Source organism: Oscillatoria sp. HE19RPO (assembly GCF_024220515.1).
Classification (GTDB): Bacteria; Cyanobacteriota; Cyanobacteriia; order Cyanobacteriales; family Laspinemataceae; genus Laspinema.
Genome location: NZ_JAMXOT010000016.1, coordinates 1 through 16,829, shown reverse-complemented (window position 1 = coordinate 16,829; position 16,829 = coordinate 1). Strand labels below are relative to the sequence as shown.

Here is a 16,829-nt window from a genome sequence, read left to right as displayed (position 1 = left end):
GAACAGCACTGTCCTTCAGAGTGTGGGTTTTATCTCATTCCCCACAAAAAAAACCCAGTCTGTCATCCAGACTGGGTTATCCAACTCTGATCAAGACGAGATAAATCTAATCCAACCTATCTCCCCTCAAAAATTGCATCTCCTCAAAACTAGGCACGAGGATAAGGCACAACATTCTCGCCGAAATAGCGATTATATTCAGCACCTTCTACCAATGCAGTCACTGCGGCGGCTAAACCGCTTTCCGTTAGCAGTTGCTCAGACTCAGCCACTTCATTGGTTGCAGGAGTGCGACCCAAGAGGTGACGGCAGAGTAATTCCGCCGCTTTTAAACTCGGATAAGGCTTGACAAACCGAGCTTGGTATGCATCAGAACTTGCCAACTGACCCACAAACTGACGGACGGAAATTTCGCCGCGAATCAGTTGTGCTTCGGCGTGATTCAGGCGGAATTCTGCGGGAATTTCTTCACTGTAGATATCCATCACCTGACGATAGATGGCATCGATCGCACTTTCCATCTCAGCCGGGTCTTTCTGCTCAGTCACGCGATAAATCCGCGCCACTTTGCTCGCCGTAGACCGTTGCGGCATCACCCCACTCACGGACCGTCCCACTTGCACCACATCCAATTTATGTGCTGCTTGGGATGCCATTGCACTCGCCATTAGCGGGCCTTTGGTCGGATCCATCATGGAGTTCACCGGATCAAAACTTGGCACAACCAAGTCTTTATTCTGCTTCGTCAACTGGTTATACAGCTTCTCTGTATTCGGGAAGTTGGCCGCAGGCAGAGTCGGGAAGCGACGATAAGGAACCGTATCCTCGTTAAACGCTTGCAGGTACTCCATACTGTTGACCATTGCCGTGATAAATCCTCGGATCCCTTGGGTCGCCAGAATTTGGTTATACTTGCGAATTTCCTGCTGATTCAACGGTGCACGACCCAAGAAGTGCTTGGTTCCCAGTTCAATCACCTTGGTGTTGGGATAGGGGGTATAGAACTCCTTGACATACAGTTTGGAATTCCCCAATCCTTCAATAAACTCCTTCACGGTAATTTCACCGTTCCGCAGTTTGCTTTCGATCGCGCTGAACTCGTTCTTAATCACATAAGGATTCAGGTCGCGCTCGAAAATTTGGCGGTAAGCCGCTTGAATGACCGCTTGAGATTCCACCGGAGTGCGGTTGGTGAGCTTGAACACCTTGGTTTGTTCGCGGCGTTTGCCAACCCCTTGGCCGATGCGGGTTTCGATTTCCGGTACCGAGCGATCGGGAACGGTACCCAGTTCGATAAAGCGCGAGGGTTCGTCTTTCTCGACTTTGAGGTTCTTGTCGCCAATCGTGCCAACTCGGAGCGATCGCAACGCTTGACCACCCGGAGTCAGATAGCGCTCATAAGGAATCGTATCTTCCCCAAAGGCTTCCTCATACTCCTTACTATCGATAAGCGCATCCACAAGAGCATAGAAACCCTTCTTAGAGCAAATATCAAAGTAAGCATTCATTTCCTGCCGTCCGTAGGTCGGGCGACCTAACAAACGGCGGTGAATGTATTCGATCGCCTTACAAACATAAAGCGAACTCCAATACAGATTCCGGAACACATCAGACTTCGCCAACGCCCGGATAAACTCCCGCAGAGTAATATCCCCGTTTTCCAGCTTAATTTCGTCTAGCTTCAGCCGTTGAGCATCATAAACATCCCGGCCAAATACTTGGCGATAGGCTGCCGTAATCACCCCTTGAGTCGAACTCTCCGAGTATTTAACGCTCACCCCTTGCACAGACTTAGTACCACCGCGCTGACCATACTGTTTCTGTCCACTGGGGATTTGATCCAGCTTGATCGCCTTCGCACCCAGAGAACCCGGAGACATACCCCGCGCTGCTGGATTGCTCAATTGGTTGTTGATGCCAGGACCGCGATGAATCAGGATCCGGCGAGCATCTTTGCCAAACGGTGCCGGACGGTTTTTCGGATTGCGGGTTTCTTTCGGGAAGATCGCCCCAAACTGGATTTCCAGGGGGTCATTCCCGGCACCATAAGCGTGCTGATCCGGCAGAGGCCGATTGTAGTCCGCAAACAGGGTAATAAATTGCGGAACCTTGCGGAACGGCGCGCTGTAATTAAACAGGTCAAACTGAGGTCCCCAGTTCCGGCACTCTTGAGCTTCTTGGCCCAAACCGCGCAGGTAAGGTACCGTCTCCTCGCCGAAATAATCAGAATATTCCTGAGAATCGACTAGAGCGTTCACCAAAGCGGCTAAACCCCCTTGGGACACGATCGCAAAGTATTTGTTAAACTCCTCGCGAGAACTCAGAGCACGTCCGAGGAAATGACGGTGTGCCAATTCCACCACACGGCTGTTGACAAACTTTTCATAAAACTGCTGCCGATACAGCGGCGACAGACCCAAGCGCCGGATAAACTCTTTCATCGAGATGGTGCCGTTTTTCACCTGAGATTCCAGGTAAGACACGCTCAAGCTGTAGGCGCGAGTAATATCCCGCTCAAAGACTTGCCGATAGGCGGCTTTGATCACCTCTTCTTTTTCCGAGGACGAGAGTCCCGTCTTCATGACGAACTTCTGACGACGTTCGGAAGCGATGAAGTAAATTTGCGGCAATTGCAAGCCTTGTTTGTCACTGCTGCCGGTTTGACGGACTTTATCCGAAGGCGTCGGGGCTTTGAATTCGGTAATCAAAACGTCGAAATATTCGCCGATCAGGGTCCGGCTGGCTTCATCCTGCTTGAAGTAGCCTAAAGATGCTGCCTTCATTTCTTGCAATGCCACCAGGGTTGCGGAAGAAGAACAGGCTCTTTCAATGATTTCTCGTAAACCCCGCACGTTCACCGAAATGATGTTCGGGTCTCCGGCAACCATTGCGTAGGTCAGGTAACGGAGGAACCAGCTCAAATCCCGCAGGGATTTGGTCATGTTTCCAGGACCGTACCGGGCAATGTTAATCGGTTGGAATCCCGAGGGGGTGGGGCCGCTAGAGGAACTGAAAATGTTCCGCAAGCCTTCTAAGAATCCACCTTTGCTTTCCACATAGGTGGTGGTTCCCAGCATCATGCCCTGTTTGATGTCTTGATTCGCACCCACGGGGGCGTTAATCACCATCGGTTCTTTCGGTCTTTCCAAGAACGCCATCGGCGATCCACCCGTGAAAATCCGGTTGGCGGCACGGGATACGATCAGTTCTGAATTTTTGGTCAGAACTTCCGCAATCTCCAGCCGTTTGGTTCCGGATTGGAAAAATGTCTGGAGTTCGGTCAGTTCGCTTTTTCCCGGAAAGCGGTCTTGTTGTTCCGCTTGGGAAATGGTCGCAACGGGGACGGTTTGATAGAGTTGCGGACGCGCAACTGAGCTTCCACCACTTGCCTTTACAGTCATCTGATTTCAAAAGCTCCCAATAGAATTATCATTTTGTGGCATCAATGGGTTTAGATGCCGGTTTAAACTGCCACACTGAGTCAGGATGAAGGATTGACGTTGATCAGGTTGTCCTTAATGTGGACTTCCTCCCGAAGGCTTTCCCATGTCCTTTAACCCACTATCGGGGGTTTTCTTTGACATAGTTTTTAGCTTAAAACGATTCGGTATCACCCCCTCTTATGTTAAGAATTATGTAGAACTTTGACCCAGTGGCTATCGTGCCATCATATTGGATTGCGGCACCTAACTGAGAAAAAAGATAAGTTTTGTTACGTTCTGAATTGTAAACTATAAATTGGTAATTTCAAACCTGTGATTTGTTACAGGTTAGGGGGCTTGGCGATCGCCTTTGCCCCTGTTGTGTTTCTGTCCATCATCCATCCACCATCTTGCGATTATGCCAAACTCTGAAGAGATTACTGCTGCGGTTAGACAACTGTATGATACCTATCCGTTTCCCCCGGAAGCCCTCCTAGATGAACCGCCACCGGGGTATAATTGGCGCTGGACTTGGCCTGCGGCTTATGCCTTCTGTACCGGGCGCAAACCGGCAACTCAGGCGGTGAGGATTTTGGATGCGGGATGCGGGACGGGTGTGGGAACGGAATATTTGGTGCATCTGAACCCGGAGGCGCAGATTACGGGGATTGATTTAAGTGGGGGGGCTTTAGAGGTGGCCCGCGATCGGTGTCGCAGGTCTGGGGCCTCTCGGGTTGAGTTCCATCATCTCAGTATTTATGACGTGGCGCAACTGGAAGGGGAATTTGACCACATTAATTGTGTGGGGGTGTTGCATCACCTCCCGGATCCGATTCGCGGGATTCAGGCATTAGCGACGAAGTTGGCCCCTGGGGGAATTATGCATATTTTTGTGTATGCGGAGTTAGGACGCTGGGAAATTCAACTGATGCAACAGGCGATCGCCCTGCTGCAAGGGGAGAAATCTGGTGACTATCAAGAGGGGGTGAAAATTGGGCGGAAAGTGTTTGCGGCATTACCGGAAAATAACCGTTTGGTGAAGCGAGAAAAAGAACGATGGTCGATGGAAAATCACCGGGATGCCAATTTTGCCGATATGTATCTGCATCCTCAAGAGATTGACTATAACATCGATACGTTGTTTGAGTTGATTGATGCCTCGGGGTTAGAGTTTTTGGGGTTCTCGAATCCGGATTATTGGAATATCGAGCGGTTGTTAGGTCAGGATTCGGAGTTGATGGGAGAGGCGCAGAAGTTAGGCGATCGGGCCCGATATCGACTGATTGAATTACTCGATCCAGAAATCACTCACTATGAGTTTTTCCTCGCCCGTCCTCCCCTGGTTAAAATGGACTGGAGAAATGACCAAGCCTTGTTAGCAGCTATTCCCGAAGTGAGTCTCTGTTTACAAGGTTGGCCCTCACAACATTTATTTGATTACAATTATCAACTCGTGACTTTATCCGAGGATGAGTTTGAGTTTATGAAAGGTTGTGATGCCAATTCCCAGAAAGGAGAGGGGATGAAAACTGTTGGAGAGATTTTGGCTGGAGGGAAATTGGATTTAGAGGGAGTGAGAAGTCTGCAAAAACGGCAACTGATTTTACTGAGTCCCGCAGGCTAAAGCCTGGGGCTATACGAACAAAGCCCGCCTGCGCGGGCTACTCCGGTCCCCTCCCCTTAGCAAGGGGAGGGTTAGGGTGGGGTTCTTCTCTGTGCCCGGTCCCCCGCAGGCTAAAGCCTGGGGCTATACAAACAAAGCCCGCCTGCGCGGGCTACTCCGGTCCCCTCCCCTTAGCAAGGGGAGGGTTAGGGTGGGGTTCTTCTGTGTGCCTGCGCCCGCAGGCTAAAGCCTGGAGGCTATACAAACAAAGCCCGCCTGCGCGGGCTACTCCGGTCCGCTCCCCTTAGCAAGGGGAGGGTTAGGGTGGGGTTCTTCTGTGTGCCTGCGCCCACAGGCTAAAGCCCGGAGGCTATACAAACAAAGCCCGCCTGCGCGGGCTATTCCGGTCCCCTCCCCTTGGCAAGGGGAGGGTTAGGGTGGGGTTCTTCCGACTGCCCTCGCCGGGTCAAGAATACGAAAAAAGCCCGTCTGCACGGGCTATCATAAAAAAGCGGCTTTTTAAAAAGTACATTTGACCATGATTGCTCGTTCTTCTAAGGAGTATTAGTAATTTCCACAATCATTTCTCCTTGGCGTAACTGCTCTAATGCATCCGGCAAAGTAGCACTCAACAATTGTCGCAAGTTGCGGTTAGTGACATTGCCGCAAGTTAGCCATAAAATTTGAGGAGGCGCTCCTAAACGACATACCAAGTCGATGAAATCACTATCTTTTGTCATGATTACAACATTTTCGGCTCTTGCAGCTTCAAAAATTTCAATATCTTGAGCATCTCGAAGCCCTAAATCTCGCAATGAACTCGCTTCCAAAACCAAGGTTTCTGTCAGCCAATTTGCCAGCGTGGGTGGCAGTTGAGCATCGATCCAAATCTTCATGCCGTTAGTCTAGGAAAATCAGTGCGTCTTGCCGCAAACAGCAGACAAGCTTGAATATCTGCGAGTTCTAAATCAGGAAAGTCTTCTAAAACTTCAGTAACGCTAACATTTTCCGCCAACATTTCTAAAATATCGGTAACCCGAATTCGCATCCCTCTAATACAGGGACGACCCCCACATTGACCAGGAGTTTGAGTGATGCGGTTTAGCAAATCATTTGTTAAGTTCATAACCCGTTTTCGTGCTTAATCCATCATTTGGTTTTTATCATTAATTAGAGCATAGCATAAACGCAACCTTCACCCTTCCGAAAAGCTACTCCTTTATATCAGGGGTTGCATAATGAGTAAGGATAGGGCGTGACCTCAAAGAATTCCTGTGAGACAGCATCTTTCCTGCCTGACGAAAACCCGTTAAACTACTCAGTCAATCTTTGAAACTTTAAGAAAGCGGGTTTCTGAGACAATTTCAATTACAAATTAGAGAGTTGGACATAAACCCGCTTTCTGAATCCAAGCCAAGAGACTATTGCTGGGCTTCCATATACGATCGCAGTAAACGATTAATCTCATTCTGATAACTCTGACCTTGAGATTTAAACCAATCTAAAACATCACTATCAATACTTAAAGTGACTTGTGTTTTCGTCTTAAAATTTGGTGAACCTCGCCTAACTACTGCCTTAGTAACCATTTCTGACGTAATTTCTGGACAATCAGAAAAATCAATTTCTTCATCAGTCATCTGGTCTAGGCGGTTCCAGTCAGTTTGAGAGTTACTCGAAGTAAATTTGTTGTTCATATTTAGTAGCTTTTCTCGCAGAAATAATCCGAATACATTCTTCTCGTTCTGTATGGACAACAGCGATTACTCGCCCTTGCAACAAACACAAAGTCACCAATCTTTGCTCTCCATAATTGAATCGGTTATCTTCAATTGTTACGATGTCTCCATCAAACACGAGGGAAATATCAACAAAATCAATGCCATGTTTACGGGGAGCATCTCAATTTGACCTCAAAGGGGAATTTATCCGTCTTGCTCCCCCTTCCCTCTTAGGGAAGGGGGCTGGGGGGTTAGGTCTCTATGTGCAGAGGTTTGTAAGACGTTTATTTCATCTAATTCAACTTTAATGCCTTGATTGTTACTACATATTGTAACTAAATTTTCCCAAAAATTCATATTAACAGAATCAAATGCCGAAGTTTCCACCCCTGCTGCGAAGATGACCTCAGCAACCAGGCGTTCGCGAAGCGTCTCGGAACGAGAATCGCGAAGCGTCTCGGAACGAGAATCGCCCTCATCCTCTATGAAGAACCCACCGATCCACCCATCACAGGACTTACGCATTTTTGCAGGACAGACCCTCAATGTAGGGGCAATTCGCGAAACGCCTCTACAGAAACCGGGCTCATGGGTAAGTCCTGAATCAACCCGAAACATTCCAGTTTGACCCTATCCCATCACCGAATCGCTATAATCAAACCGTCCCCTAGTTTCTGGTCGATACTAACTATGCAACTTCAACCTCAAATCTATCCGCCCTTGGAAAATGGCGATCGCCTCAGCTACCGAGAATTTGAGCGACGTTACGCCGCCATGCCTACGGATCAGAAAGCCGAATTAATTGAAGGAGTCGTTTATATGGCATCACCCCTGCGGTTTACCACCCATGCGAAACCCCACGCCGATTTAATCGGATTGCTATGGACTTATAAAATGGCAACCCCACGGACAGAAATCGGTATTGAACCCACCCTTCGCCTCGACTCAGACAACGAATTTCAACCCGATGGGGTGTTATTGATTCCAGGGGGAAGTTCTCAACTCACCTCAGAAGGCTACATCCAAGGGGCACCGGAATTAGTGGTGGAAATTGCAGCCAGTAGTGCGGCTATTGATTTAGGGGATAAAAAACGGGTGTATAGGCGCAATGGGGTGCAAGAATATCTAGTTTGGCAAATCTTCGACCAAAAACTAGATTGGTTTTATCTGGAAGAGGGCGTTTATCAGTCTCTTTCTCCCAATGAACAGGGGATTTTGTGCAGTCGAGTGTTTCCCGGTTTATGGTTAAATGGAACGCAATTGTTACAAAATAATCTCGCCGCCGTTTTGGAAACCCTACAAGCGGGATTGGCATCCCCAGAACATCAAGCCTTTATCAGTTAAGACTTCCTCACCGTCCACGCATCCACAGACAACAAAAGACAAAGACAACGGATCAAGGATCTATGCCGCAACTGGCACAATCCTCTCGACTTCTCCTGGGATTAGAATAGAATTAACCCAACCACAGACTGAGGCTGACTGCGCTATGCCCGAAATCGTAGAAATCCCCCTAGAACTGACTTGCTTTCAACTGCCCCCAGCCGTTGAAAACCGTTTGCAATTTCTTTTAGATCGTCAAGACAACGGGTATCCCCTGTCTCTAGAAGAACAACAGGAAGCTGAGGGACTGGTTGAACTCGTGGAATTTTTATCCTTGCTCCAGCTACGTTCAAAACGAGTGCGCCAGAATCATCAATGACCAAAATTCCCTTAGAATAATCACAGGGTTGAGGAGATGAGTATGGATGTAGGGCAATCCCTCGTAAAACTAGCCATCGGTGGCGGCTGCATTTTGGGTAGCCGGGAATTTAGATCAATCTATGAGGTAATCTGATGACAGAAGGTAAAAAGCAACAGTTCAACGCTCCAGTCGGCAGTGTGGATAATCAAGGCACTCAAAATAATGTGGCGGGAGTCAACTACGGGGTTCAGACGAACACCTCAGATCCTGAACTTCAGGCGACAGTCAAAGAGATTCAAACTTTGCTGGCCGGTTTAGACGTGACTCAGGCAACCACCACGAGCGAACAGATGAGGCTTGCGGGAACAGTCATTGCTCAAATTGAGGAGAAGCCAACCTTTAAGGAACGAGCAATCCGGGCGGCGCGGGGTGGACTGGTGGAAGGACTCAAGCAAAATCCAGTGGGGGCGATCGTTGCTGGGGCGATCGAGGGTTGGACAAAAGAGAAGGATTAGTCTATGTCAGAACCAACTAATCAGAATACCGGGAGTCAAGGAAACCAGGGTCAGCAAGGAAATGTTGCTGGTGTTAATTATGGTGTTCAAAATACCTACGTCGGAGTAACAACCCAGCAACGCCAGATTGACCGCGACATTTGCCGTAAGATGCTAGAAGGGCAAGTGCAATTAACCAGCAATACCGTTGTCGGACAGGTTTATGGGAACCGCAACTTAATCGATGAGGATTTATTTGTCGATTTAGCCTTAGTGAAACCGAAACGGAGTCAGAACCAAAAACACCCCCAAGAGATTGACCCCGAAAAAGGTTCCGACTTGTTCACCCGGCAGGAAGTCGAAAAACGGTTTGCTTACCGAGAGTTTCTCCAAGAAGTGATTCGTCAACGCACGGAGAAATGTCTTGCCATTATTGGGGAACCGGGGGCGGGGAAAACCACCTTACTCCAGAAATTAGCCTTTTGGTTATTACAAGAAACCGATGATTTAGTGGTTTGGGTATCTTTGGCAGAATTGGGCAGTCAACCCCTGGCAGAGTATTTAGAGCAAAAATGGCTTAAAGAGGCATTGGGGCAGTCCAGAGAGGAAATTAAAGCCGACTGGGAGCAGAAATTTAAAGGGGGTGCAGTCTGGTTACTCTTGGATGGCTTGGATGAGATGAGCCAGACCGACCAACAGGCGTTAAAATTGCGAGGTTGGGTGACAGATGCGCGGATGATTGTCACCTGTCGCTTGAATTTGTGGCAAGCGAACCCCAGCCAGTTACAGGGGTTTCAAACCTATCTCACCCAACCGTTTCAGGATGAACAAATGCAGGAGTTTATCCGACGGTGGTTTCGGGGGTTAGTGGCGGAGGGTGAGGATGTCCAGTTAGCGGAATTCTTGTGGTCAGAGTTGCAAGAGTCGGGGAAGGAACGGATTAAGGATTTATGCCGCAATCCCCTACGGTTAACTTTGTTATGTTCGACTTGGACAGGAAGAAACAGAAAATTGCCCGATACAACAGCTAAGTTGTATGAAAAGTTTGTCAACTATATTTATCATTGGAAGAAACAAGAGTTCCCGGTAAGAAGTGAGGAAAGAAAACAGTTAAATACAGCATTGGGAGAGTTAGCCAAAATATCCCTTGATGGGGAGAGGAGTCGGTTTCGGTTAAGTCATCGGTTGGTCTGTGAATATTTGGGAGAACCCGACGAGAATTCTCTATTAGATACGGCGTTAAAGTTGGGTTGGTTGAATAAGGTGGGAGAGGATGCCGATGAACCGGAAGACCCGGTTTATGGGTTTTATCATGCCACGTTTCAGGAATATTTTGCGGCGTTGGCAGTGCCGAATTGGGATTATTTTCTGCCTCGGAATCATGTAGATTGTCCGGTGAAGGGGAAGCGGTATCGGATTTTTGAACCGCAGTGGAAGCAGGTGATTTTGTTGTGGTTGGGACGTGAGGATATTAAGGCTCAGGAGAAGGAGGGGTTTATTTGGGCGTTGGTTGAGTTTGAGGATGGCTGTGCAGAGTGGAATTTTGAGGAAGTAGGTAGAGGATTTGTTGAGTTTGAGGATGGCTGTGCAGAGTGGAATTTTGAGGAAGTAGATAGAGGATTTTATGAATATCGAGCCTATTTTCTGGCAGCAGCAGGAATTAATGAGTTTAAGGCTTGTTCACTGGCTGCTCAGATTGTTCGGCAGTTAGTGAAGTGGAGGTTTGGTTCTTTTAATATTGAGAAACAGGAGTGGATACGTTTTAATCATCAGATTACAATAAGGGCGATAAAAGCGATATCTGAAACTATTCGACGGCTGGTGATTACAGAACTGCGTGCAATCATTGAGAATGGCTCAGATAAAGATATCCTGATAGATGCCGCAGAGAGTTTAGGGAAAATTGACCCAAGAAATCCCGAGGCGATCGCTGGGTTGCGCCAAATTATCCGCATGACTGATAATGAATCGACTCGTAAGATGGCCGCAAGGAGCTTATGGGAAATCGACCCAGGAAATCCGGAGGCGATCAAATCAGAGATCGAAGTTATCCATATCCACCTGCCTAATTTTGATAGTTCAGATAACTTGGACTTCGGGAAGGCCGAGGATATCCCTGCGCTCCTCAAATTTCTCTGCACGAGTGAGAATGAGCATGAAGATTTATATTATATAGAGGGTATGATACTGGAACACATCCTCAGCACACAGGAACAATATGCATGGGTCGTCTCTGCTTTAAAAAATTGCCTCAGCGATGAAGTTTACCAAAATGGCTTTAGCCGTAGCAGATCCAGGGCATTCTACTCAATCCTTTGGGTGTGTGCCGAAAATCTCCCCTATCCCCAATTTCATCAAGCATGGCATCATCCCCCCATCACCCCCCATCCCGAAGTCACCGAACAAACCCCCCATAGCGGCGAACCATCTTTCGCCTCTCCCCTCACCTGGGAATCCCTGCAACACCTGCCGATTTATTGCCTCAACGCGGACCTCCTCGCCAACGAAACCCGCGAAGGGGAAATCGCCCTCACCCTCAGCGAACTGATTTGGGAAATCACTTGTCCCGAGGAAGACCTCCCGGAACCCGCCACCCCCGCTGAACTGCGCCGCCACCTCAAAAGCCTAAAACGCGGTAACCTCCTCCCCTACGGTGCCATCCTCTTCGGCGGCGAAACATTTTCCACCCCTACGAAACCCATCCCAGAACTCATGGCCTTTTGCCAAAAACTGACCGGGGTCATCGCCGTCGCCTTCCTCACCGACGAACCCCTAGACCCGCCCTTAAAAGGGTTTCCCCCCAATCAATCGAATCTGATATCTGCCATTGAAACCTGGTTAGGGGAGATTTAAGCAGCCATCAAGAAACCCGGTTTCCGAACCCTCACCCCAAGTTCTCAAATTCGCTAAAATATTAGCAAACCCTAGCCTTCAGCTAAAACATGGAAGCAATTGTTAAATTTATTGTTTCTACTCCCCTAGGGTTCACAGTCCGCACCACCGAAAGCTACTGGCAAACCCTATTAACGAACCATGCTTACTCTAGAAATAGCCATCCAAAAAAATCGACAATTGCCCCCTGAACAATGGCAAAAGGTACTTGAATTCATAGAATTCTTAGAATACCAATCTAGCCAACAGCAAAAAGCGCCCAAAACAATAGAACCCCCTGAAGTTTCATTTGCAGAAGCAGCTAAAGAATTTATGGGTTGTCTCGATAGTAACTTAGAGGATTTGTCCCACAATCCTCAACTATCGGCTCTTGAAACCGGGTTAAAGGAGACTTGAGGATTAATTATTGTCAGGTCGAAAGCGTAAACTATTAAGGCTTGTCACCGTTGCAATTGTCTCAAAATCCCTGTCATTATGAATTAAAATGAACTGATGTTCGATCGCCAGTTGAGCAATGCAACAATCAATACTACTTCTAACCGTTAACCCCTGTCGTTGCAAATCGTAATAAATTCGGGCAGCCGCGACCCAAGTATGAGGAGTGGGTTCGATGTAGTCTTGGTCTTGCAGATAAGTTTCTAATAGCCTCCACTCCCGTTCATCTCGGCAACCTTGCAACAGTTCCATCTGAGTGAATCGGCTCAAAAAAATCGGTTGCTCATTAATAATTGCTGACAAAGATTGACGGACGGTATCAGTCCTGTCTCGGAAAATAGCAATCCAAACCGATGTATCAATCAGAAACATTGCGGTTTTCCCGTAAGGCTTTGTAATCGTAATCTGTTGAAAATTGAATCTGCCCGCTTAACTCTAGTAAATTGCGTTTTTTGCGGTTACGAATTAACTCGGCTAAAGCAAAGTTAATCAATTCTTGTTCTGTCTGAATATTGGTTAAGCGCAATGCTTCTTTGACTAATTCTTCGTTCAGTTCGATGGAGGTTTTCATGCTTAATAATTCATTTTTGTTTTTGATTAGGGTGTTCCAACAAATAAATCATCCAAATCCCGATGGTTAAGCACCTAACAAGACTCTTTTAGCCCGCGCAGGCGGGCTTTGTCCGTATAGCCCCAGGCTTCAGCCTGCGGGTTTTTTGAAGGTTTTATTTTTTGGAGTTCCCTTAATTAGAGCATAGCCTTACTCATGTTAACATTTTTTGGCTCAATGCCCTCCGGGAAGCAAAACCCTGACTCGAACTGATTTGGGAAATCACTTGTCCCGAGGAAGCCCCCTGGCACCCCCGCAGAACTGCGATCGCCACCTCAAAACCCTAAAACGCGCCCCACCTCCTCCCCCACGGTGCCATCCTATAAGGTGGCGAAACATTTTCCAACCCTACGAAACCCACCCCAGCACTCATCGCCTTTTGCCAAAAACTGACCGGGGTAATCGCCGTAGTCTTCCTCACCGAGGAACCCCTAGAAGCGCTGTTAAAAGGCTTTCCCCCCAATCAACCTCATCTGATATCTGCCCTTGAAAGCGGGTTAGAGGAGGTTTAAGAATCCCAGTTTTTGAGCGTTTAATACACCTCATCATGGCTGCCAATATCAACAAATACAGCCTTTTCATCTTCGGTAAAATAAAACACTACCCTCTCATCATACTCCACACTAAAACTCCATAAGTCTTTTAACTTACCCGAGAGTTTGTGCGTCTTTAAACTAGGCTCAAATGGGTCAATAATAAACAGTTCTAATTTTTGCCAAAACCTTGCCTCCAAATCTGGACTGCCTTTAATCTTCTTTTTAAACGCCCGTTTGAAGGCAGAACTGAAACTAACTTCCATGATGATTATTCAAGCAATTCTTCTTTCAATCGGTTAATCTGGCTAGAAAACATCAGGTCTCCTTGCTTTTCTTCCTGCTTGGCTACTTGAAAATTTTCATAAATCTGGTCACGAGACTCCTCACGAAGATACTGCTGTAACAACAGGGAAATTTCTCGCTTTTCATCTGTAGAAAGACTCTTGATGACATCAACTACATCACTAAATCTCATCATTAACTAAGCCTCATGATGCTGAACCGCTTTTCATGATATCGCATTTTGCCATAAACTAGCCGACACCCGCCCAAAAGCACCCTTGTTTAGAGGAACTTTAACGAGAATTGCCCTCATCCTCAAGGGAATGGCTATCCCAATTTGGAAACATCATGCCAACAACTCATCAACGGAAATACTAAACCCGGGCAATACTTGCTGAGTTGCGACAACTTCACCGGATCTAAAGCATAACAATTCAGTTTGGGTCTGAATGAAAACGAGATGAGACTCGGGAAAAACCAGCCAAACTTCTAAACAACCGGAGTCTAAATATTCCCGCGCCTTTAGAAAAATATCCTCCGCCAAATCCGTGGGAGAAACGATTTCAGCAATTAGCGGAAAACTCTGGGGTAATGTGGCAAAATCCCCATATTGCTCTAATAATTCTGGCGTAATATAAGCCACATCAGGTCGCCGTCCCTGCTGATTGGTGCGGCAGGGGACCTCAACATACGCTTGTCCCCCTTGACCACTAGATTTTTGGTAGTCTTTCCAGTAGCTTCCTAAGTTCAATTGGATTTTACTATGCTTTAATGTCATCCCGTTTTTCTCCACGAGTTGTCCATCCACCCATTCCATTGCGTCGGGGGGATGGGTGAGAAAGTCTTCCAGAGAGAAATTGTCTTGAATCAGGGTTGCAGTTTCCATAACTCTCTCCTAGAGCAACAGTGCCTAGTCTGAGTATAGCGCAATTTTTAGGGAGGGGAGGAGAATCGCCTCTAATTCTTACCATCCAAATTTGCCAATCAATCCTAATCATTCATCCCTGAATTGCTAAGTGTTATCTGGAAATTCCACATCTTCATAAAGCATAGAAATCGGAAAACAAAAGTCAACAGCGGTCAGGTTGATTTCTATTTCTGCTGGTTCACTATTCAGTTCGTCCAATGAGTAAGACGTGAGTTCCCATTTTCCCCGTTCATTGAGACAGTAGTAATCAACACTGATTTTTTCAGCACTAATCAGGACATATTCTTTTAAGGTGGGGATACGGCGATAATGTTTAAATTTATCCCCTCTGTCAAAGGCTTCCGTACCTGGAGAAAGAACTTCTACTAACAGGCAAGGAGAGTAAACAAGTTTTCGAGCATTTAGGTCCTGGGAATCGCAAGTTACCATCACATCAGGATAGTGGAAGGGACCGTTTTTAGAAATTCCGAGTTTAGCATCTGCCATAAAAACTTTATAGCCTTTACCTCGGAGGTGATTTTTCAAGGCAGAGGCTAAGTTAAGGGCGATCGCATTGTGACCCAGAGTTCCCTCGGTCATCGCCAACACTTCGCCGTTGACGTATTCGTATTTAATCGGCTGTTGTTCTTCCCAGTCCAAATACTCTTGGGGAGTCATGCAGTTCGGGCATCAGCGCTACTTTCCACAATCACTATAAATTCAATCATTGAGTTCTCCTGCCAAAACCCAATCTTCCCCCTCCGCATCCCAAAATTCACCTGTGGTTAAATTGTGTTTAGCCCATTCCACATCTGGATGTTCATCCAAGCGCTTACATGAAGTAAAGCCCGAGTGAGAATTGCTTAATACATGGACTTGAGAGGGGGTTAATTCATCGACGATATAGGGGGAATGGGTGGAAAAAATGATTTGTAAATTAGGATTTTCTGCAAGAATCTCTTGAAAAACCGCGATTAATTCCCGTTGGGCTTTAGGATGCAGTCCTTGTTCAATATCATCCAGTAAGACTAAGTTGGGTTGTTGGGGAGTCATCAAAACGGTTAATAATCCGAGGGCCAGCATTGTTCCTTCGCTAATGGCATGGGCTGGAATGCGATCGCCGGTATTCATGTCTAACACCACCTCTTGTCCCGCCATTTCCTGGCTTTCTTCGTAGGAAATCGCTTTTCCATCCACTTCGATGAGGCGTTGACGATTGACTTTGACTTTAGCGCGTCTGACTCCAACTTTCTTAACCCCAGGAACAACCCGTTGCAAGAGTTCCTGCAAGGATTGAAAGCGATCGGGTGCTTCGTCCCGAAGATAGTCCAAAGTCGGTGCTAACCCGGTCCCATCAAACTCAACTCGCGGTGTTAAGGCTTCACTGTACCCCGGTTCAGCCAGGTTCGTCGCCACTAGCTTCAAATGAACCGCATATCTCAAGGCTTGGGGTATTGGTTCAGAAGCCTCATTCAAAGAGTTTGACCATGACTCTATACTCTGTTTCTCATGATTATCCACTTTCCATGAGGCAGTTGGGTACCACGAATTATTATTTCTTTTCTCAAATTTGTATGATACTTCCCAATTTTTTCGAGTGTAGTATCCCCAGAAACCACTGGCACTAACAGCCATCCGAGTTTGCCCCATCGTGGTCAGAAATTCAGGATTTCTTTGATAAGTAAAAATGTTTTTAAAGGGTGAACCTGCCAGTCTGCTCAGATAATGTAATGCCTCCAAAACGGAGGTTTTACCGGAACTATTTTGCCCCACTAGAGCATGGAGACGCGAATTATCTAAGCTCAGTTGCGTATGTCGATGACTTTTGAAGTTATAAAGTTCTATTTTTTCCAGCATTATCTTGTGGGTCTCCTCATCTAACCAATTTATCAAACCGCAGGTAATTTGGCGAAGTAATCTTTAGCATCTTTTCTGGGGAGTCATGAATAGCTTGCTACTTTGACTGGGTGCGAGTGGGCTTTTTAGAAATACTGATGTCCCGGATACTAACGAAGCGATACTCATAATTGCTTAGAAAATCGGGTTGATTCCAAAACTTTCGACCAATTTCTCGGCAGTAAGCGACGAAGCACTCTGCTCCTTTAAGGGAACTCCAAAAAATAAAACCTTCAAAAAACCCGCACCCTGAAGGGTGGGGCTACACGGACAAAGCCCGCCTGCGCGGGCTAAAAGAGCCTTGTTAGGTGCGATCGCATCAAAGCAAGGATGATTTATTTGTTGGA

General features: G+C 47.0%; 19 protein-coding genes and 2 pseudogenes. 7 read left to right on the top strand and 14 right to left on the bottom strand.

Annotation, left to right across the window (positions count from 1 at the left end; all coding sequences use genetic code 11):
* Positions 1-149: 149 nt before the first annotated feature.
* Positions 150-521 (bottom strand): annotated as a pseudogene (locus NG833_RS30905) (phycobilisome rod-core linker polypeptide); the annotation flags it as partial.
* Positions 522-701: 180 nt separating this feature from the next.
* Positions 702-3,401 (bottom strand): annotated as a pseudogene (locus tag NG833_RS01970) (phycobilisome rod-core linker polypeptide); the annotation flags it as partial.
* 439 nt (positions 3,402-3,840) lie between these two features.
* Here NG833_RS01970 and NG833_RS01965 point away from each other — a divergent pair.
* Positions 3,841-5,046, top strand: coding sequence for a bifunctional 2-polyprenyl-6-hydroxyphenol methylase/3-demethylubiquinol 3-O-methyltransferase UbiG (locus NG833_RS01965; protein ID WP_254563655.1), 1,206 nt, complete (start codon positions 3,841-3,843; stop codon positions 5,044-5,046).
* 533 nt (positions 5,047-5,579) lie between these two features.
* On the opposite strand, the gene NG833_RS01960 is transcribed toward NG833_RS01965, so the two are convergent.
* The 4 genes from NG833_RS01960 to NG833_RS01945 form a co-directional block, all read right to left on the bottom strand.
* Complete coding sequence (locus NG833_RS01960) at positions 5,580-5,921, bottom strand: DUF5615 family PIN-like protein (RefSeq protein WP_254563654.1); 342 nt, start codon at positions 5,919-5,921, stop codon at positions 5,580-5,582.
* Positions 5,918-6,151, bottom strand: a complete 234-nt coding sequence (locus NG833_RS01955; RefSeq protein WP_254563653.1) for a DUF433 domain-containing protein — start codon at positions 6,149-6,151, stop codon at positions 5,918-5,920. Before NG833_RS01955 ends, NG833_RS01960 begins: the two co-directional genes overlap by 4 nt.
* Positions 6,152-6,446: 295 nt before the next feature.
* Entirely contained in the window at positions 6,447-6,665 is a 219-nt protein-coding gene (locus NG833_RS01950) for a BrnA antitoxin family protein (protein WP_254563652.1), read from the bottom strand.
* Between the two features lie 31 nt (positions 6,666-6,696).
* A complete protein-coding gene (locus NG833_RS01945; RefSeq protein WP_254563651.1) occupies positions 6,697-6,882 on the bottom strand; it encodes a BrnT family toxin in 186 nt (61 codons plus the stop codon).
* A gap of 554 nt (positions 6,883-7,436) precedes the next feature.
* Between NG833_RS01945 and NG833_RS01940 the strand changes: the two genes are divergently transcribed.
* From NG833_RS01940 to NG833_RS01920, 5 genes are all read left to right on the top strand, one after another.
* A complete protein-coding gene (locus NG833_RS01940) occupies positions 7,437-8,090 on the top strand; it encodes a Uma2 family endonuclease (protein WP_254563650.1) in 654 nt (217 codons plus the stop codon).
* 145 nt (positions 8,091-8,235) lie between these two features.
* Complete coding sequence (locus NG833_RS01935) at positions 8,236-8,448, top strand: hypothetical protein (protein WP_254563649.1); 213 nt, start codon at positions 8,236-8,238, stop codon at positions 8,446-8,448.
* Positions 8,449-8,582: 134 nt separating this feature from the next.
* Positions 8,583-8,945, top strand: a complete 363-nt coding sequence (locus tag NG833_RS01930) for a hypothetical protein (protein WP_254563648.1) — start codon at positions 8,583-8,585, stop codon at positions 8,943-8,945.
* 3 nt (positions 8,946-8,948) lie between these two features.
* Positions 8,949-11,777: an NACHT domain-containing protein gene (locus tag NG833_RS01925; RefSeq protein WP_254563647.1), complete on the top strand. Its 2,829-nt coding sequence runs from the start codon at positions 8,949-8,951 to the stop codon at positions 11,775-11,777.
* Positions 11,778-11,957: 180 nt separating this feature from the next.
* On the top strand, positions 11,958-12,212 hold the full coding sequence (locus tag NG833_RS01920; RefSeq protein ID WP_254563646.1) for a hypothetical protein: 255 nt from the start codon (positions 11,958-11,960) through the stop codon (positions 12,210-12,212).
* A 3-nt stretch (positions 12,213-12,215) separates the two neighbouring features.
* Here the strand turns inward: NG833_RS01920 and NG833_RS01915 are convergent, their stop codons facing one another.
* Both NG833_RS01915 and NG833_RS01910 read right to left on the bottom strand, forming a co-directional pair.
* Complete coding sequence (locus NG833_RS01915) at positions 12,216-12,623, bottom strand: PIN domain nuclease (RefSeq protein WP_254563645.1); 408 nt, start codon at positions 12,621-12,623, stop codon at positions 12,216-12,218.
* The gene (locus NG833_RS01910; RefSeq protein ID WP_254563644.1) at positions 12,610-12,822 is read right to left on the bottom strand and encodes a type II toxin-antitoxin system VapB family antitoxin; all 213 of its coding nucleotides are present in this window, start codon (positions 12,820-12,822) and stop codon (positions 12,610-12,612) included. Before NG833_RS01910 ends, NG833_RS01915 begins: the two co-directional genes overlap by 14 nt.
* Before the next feature lie 410 nt (positions 12,823-13,232).
* On the opposite strand from NG833_RS01910, the gene NG833_RS30900 reads away from it, so the two are divergent.
* Positions 13,233-13,373 carry a hypothetical protein gene (locus NG833_RS30900; protein WP_375293869.1) on the top strand — a complete coding sequence of 47 codons (141 nt, stop codon included), beginning with the start codon at positions 13,233-13,235 and terminating at the stop codon, positions 13,371-13,373.
* Positions 13,374-13,393: 20 nt separating this feature from the next.
* Here the strand turns inward: NG833_RS30900 and NG833_RS01905 are convergent, their stop codons facing one another.
* The 6 genes from NG833_RS01905 to NG833_RS01880 all read right to left on the bottom strand — a co-directional run.
* Positions 13,394-13,660 carry a type II toxin-antitoxin system YafQ family toxin gene (locus NG833_RS01905; protein ID WP_254563643.1) on the bottom strand — a complete coding sequence of 89 codons (267 nt, stop codon included), beginning with the start codon at positions 13,658-13,660 and terminating at the stop codon, positions 13,394-13,396.
* A 5-nt stretch (positions 13,661-13,665) separates the two neighbouring features.
* Positions 13,666-13,875: a hypothetical protein gene (locus tag NG833_RS01900; protein WP_254563642.1), complete on the bottom strand. Its 210-nt coding sequence runs from the start codon at positions 13,873-13,875 to the stop codon at positions 13,666-13,668.
* Between the two features lie 150 nt (positions 13,876-14,025).
* Positions 14,026-14,565, bottom strand: coding sequence for a Uma2 family endonuclease (locus tag NG833_RS01895; RefSeq protein ID WP_254563641.1), 540 nt, complete (start codon positions 14,563-14,565; stop codon positions 14,026-14,028).
* 126 nt (positions 14,566-14,691) lie between these two features.
* Positions 14,692-15,264: a Uma2 family endonuclease gene (locus NG833_RS01890; RefSeq protein WP_254563640.1), complete on the bottom strand. Its 573-nt coding sequence runs from the start codon at positions 15,262-15,264 to the stop codon at positions 14,692-14,694.
* 42 nt (positions 15,265-15,306) lie between these two features.
* Positions 15,307-16,443: an AAA family ATPase gene (locus tag NG833_RS01885; protein WP_254563639.1), complete on the bottom strand. Its 1,137-nt coding sequence runs from the start codon at positions 16,441-16,443 to the stop codon at positions 15,307-15,309.
* Between the two features lie 174 nt (positions 16,444-16,617).
* On the bottom strand, positions 16,618-16,829 hold a 212-nt coding region (locus NG833_RS01880), incomplete at its 5' end, for a hypothetical protein (protein WP_254563638.1).

What these genes read in the sequence shown, in the direction of transcription:
- NG833_RS01935 (WP_254563649.1), top strand. Translation starts at nt 8,236, where the DNA reads ATGCCCGAAATCGTAGAAATCCCCCTAGAACTGACTTGCTTTCAACTG.
- NG833_RS01950 (WP_254563652.1), bottom strand. Translation starts at nt 6,665, where the DNA reads ATGACTGATGAAGAAATTGATTTTTCTGATTGTCCAGAAATTACGTCA.
- NG833_RS01920 (WP_254563646.1), top strand. Translation starts at nt 11,958, where the DNA reads ATGCTTACTCTAGAAATAGCCATCCAAAAAAATCGACAATTGCCCCCT.
- NG833_RS01960 (WP_254563654.1), bottom strand. Translation starts at nt 5,921, where the DNA reads ATGAAGATTTGGATCGATGCTCAACTGCCACCCACGCTGGCAAATTGG.
- NG833_RS01910 (WP_254563644.1), bottom strand. Translation starts at nt 12,822, where the DNA reads ATGAAAACCTCCATCGAACTGAACGAAGAATTAGTCAAAGAAGCATTG.
- NG833_RS01930 (WP_254563648.1), top strand. Translation starts at nt 8,583, where the DNA reads ATGACAGAAGGTAAAAAGCAACAGTTCAACGCTCCAGTCGGCAGTGTG.
- NG833_RS01890 (WP_254563640.1), bottom strand. Translation starts at nt 15,264, where the DNA reads ATGACTCCCCAAGAGTATTTGGACTGGGAAGAACAACAGCCGATTAAA.
- NG833_RS01955 (WP_254563653.1), bottom strand. Translation starts at nt 6,151, where the DNA reads ATGAACTTAACAAATGATTTGCTAAACCGCATCACTCAAACTCCTGGT.
- NG833_RS01900 (WP_254563642.1), bottom strand. Translation starts at nt 13,875, where the DNA reads ATGATGAGATTTAGTGATGTAGTTGATGTCATCAAGAGTCTTTCTACA.
- NG833_RS01895 (WP_254563641.1), bottom strand. Translation starts at nt 14,565, where the DNA reads ATGGAAACTGCAACCCTGATTCAAGACAATTTCTCTCTGGAAGACTTT.
- NG833_RS01905 (WP_254563643.1), bottom strand. Translation starts at nt 13,660, where the DNA reads ATGGAAGTTAGTTTCAGTTCTGCCTTCAAACGGGCGTTTAAAAAGAAG.
- NG833_RS01965 (WP_254563655.1), top strand. Translation starts at nt 3,841, where the DNA reads ATGCCAAACTCTGAAGAGATTACTGCTGCGGTTAGACAACTGTATGAT.
- NG833_RS01940 (WP_254563650.1), top strand. Translation starts at nt 7,437, where the DNA reads ATGCAACTTCAACCTCAAATCTATCCGCCCTTGGAAAATGGCGATCGC.
- NG833_RS01885 (WP_254563639.1), bottom strand. Translation starts at nt 16,443, where the DNA reads ATGCTGGAAAAAATAGAACTTTATAACTTCAAAAGTCATCGACATACG.
- NG833_RS01915 (WP_254563645.1), bottom strand. Translation starts at nt 12,623, where the DNA reads ATGTTTCTGATTGATACATCGGTTTGGATTGCTATTTTCCGAGACAGG.
- NG833_RS01925 (WP_254563647.1), top strand. Translation starts at nt 8,949, where the DNA reads ATGTCAGAACCAACTAATCAGAATACCGGGAGTCAAGGAAACCAGGGT.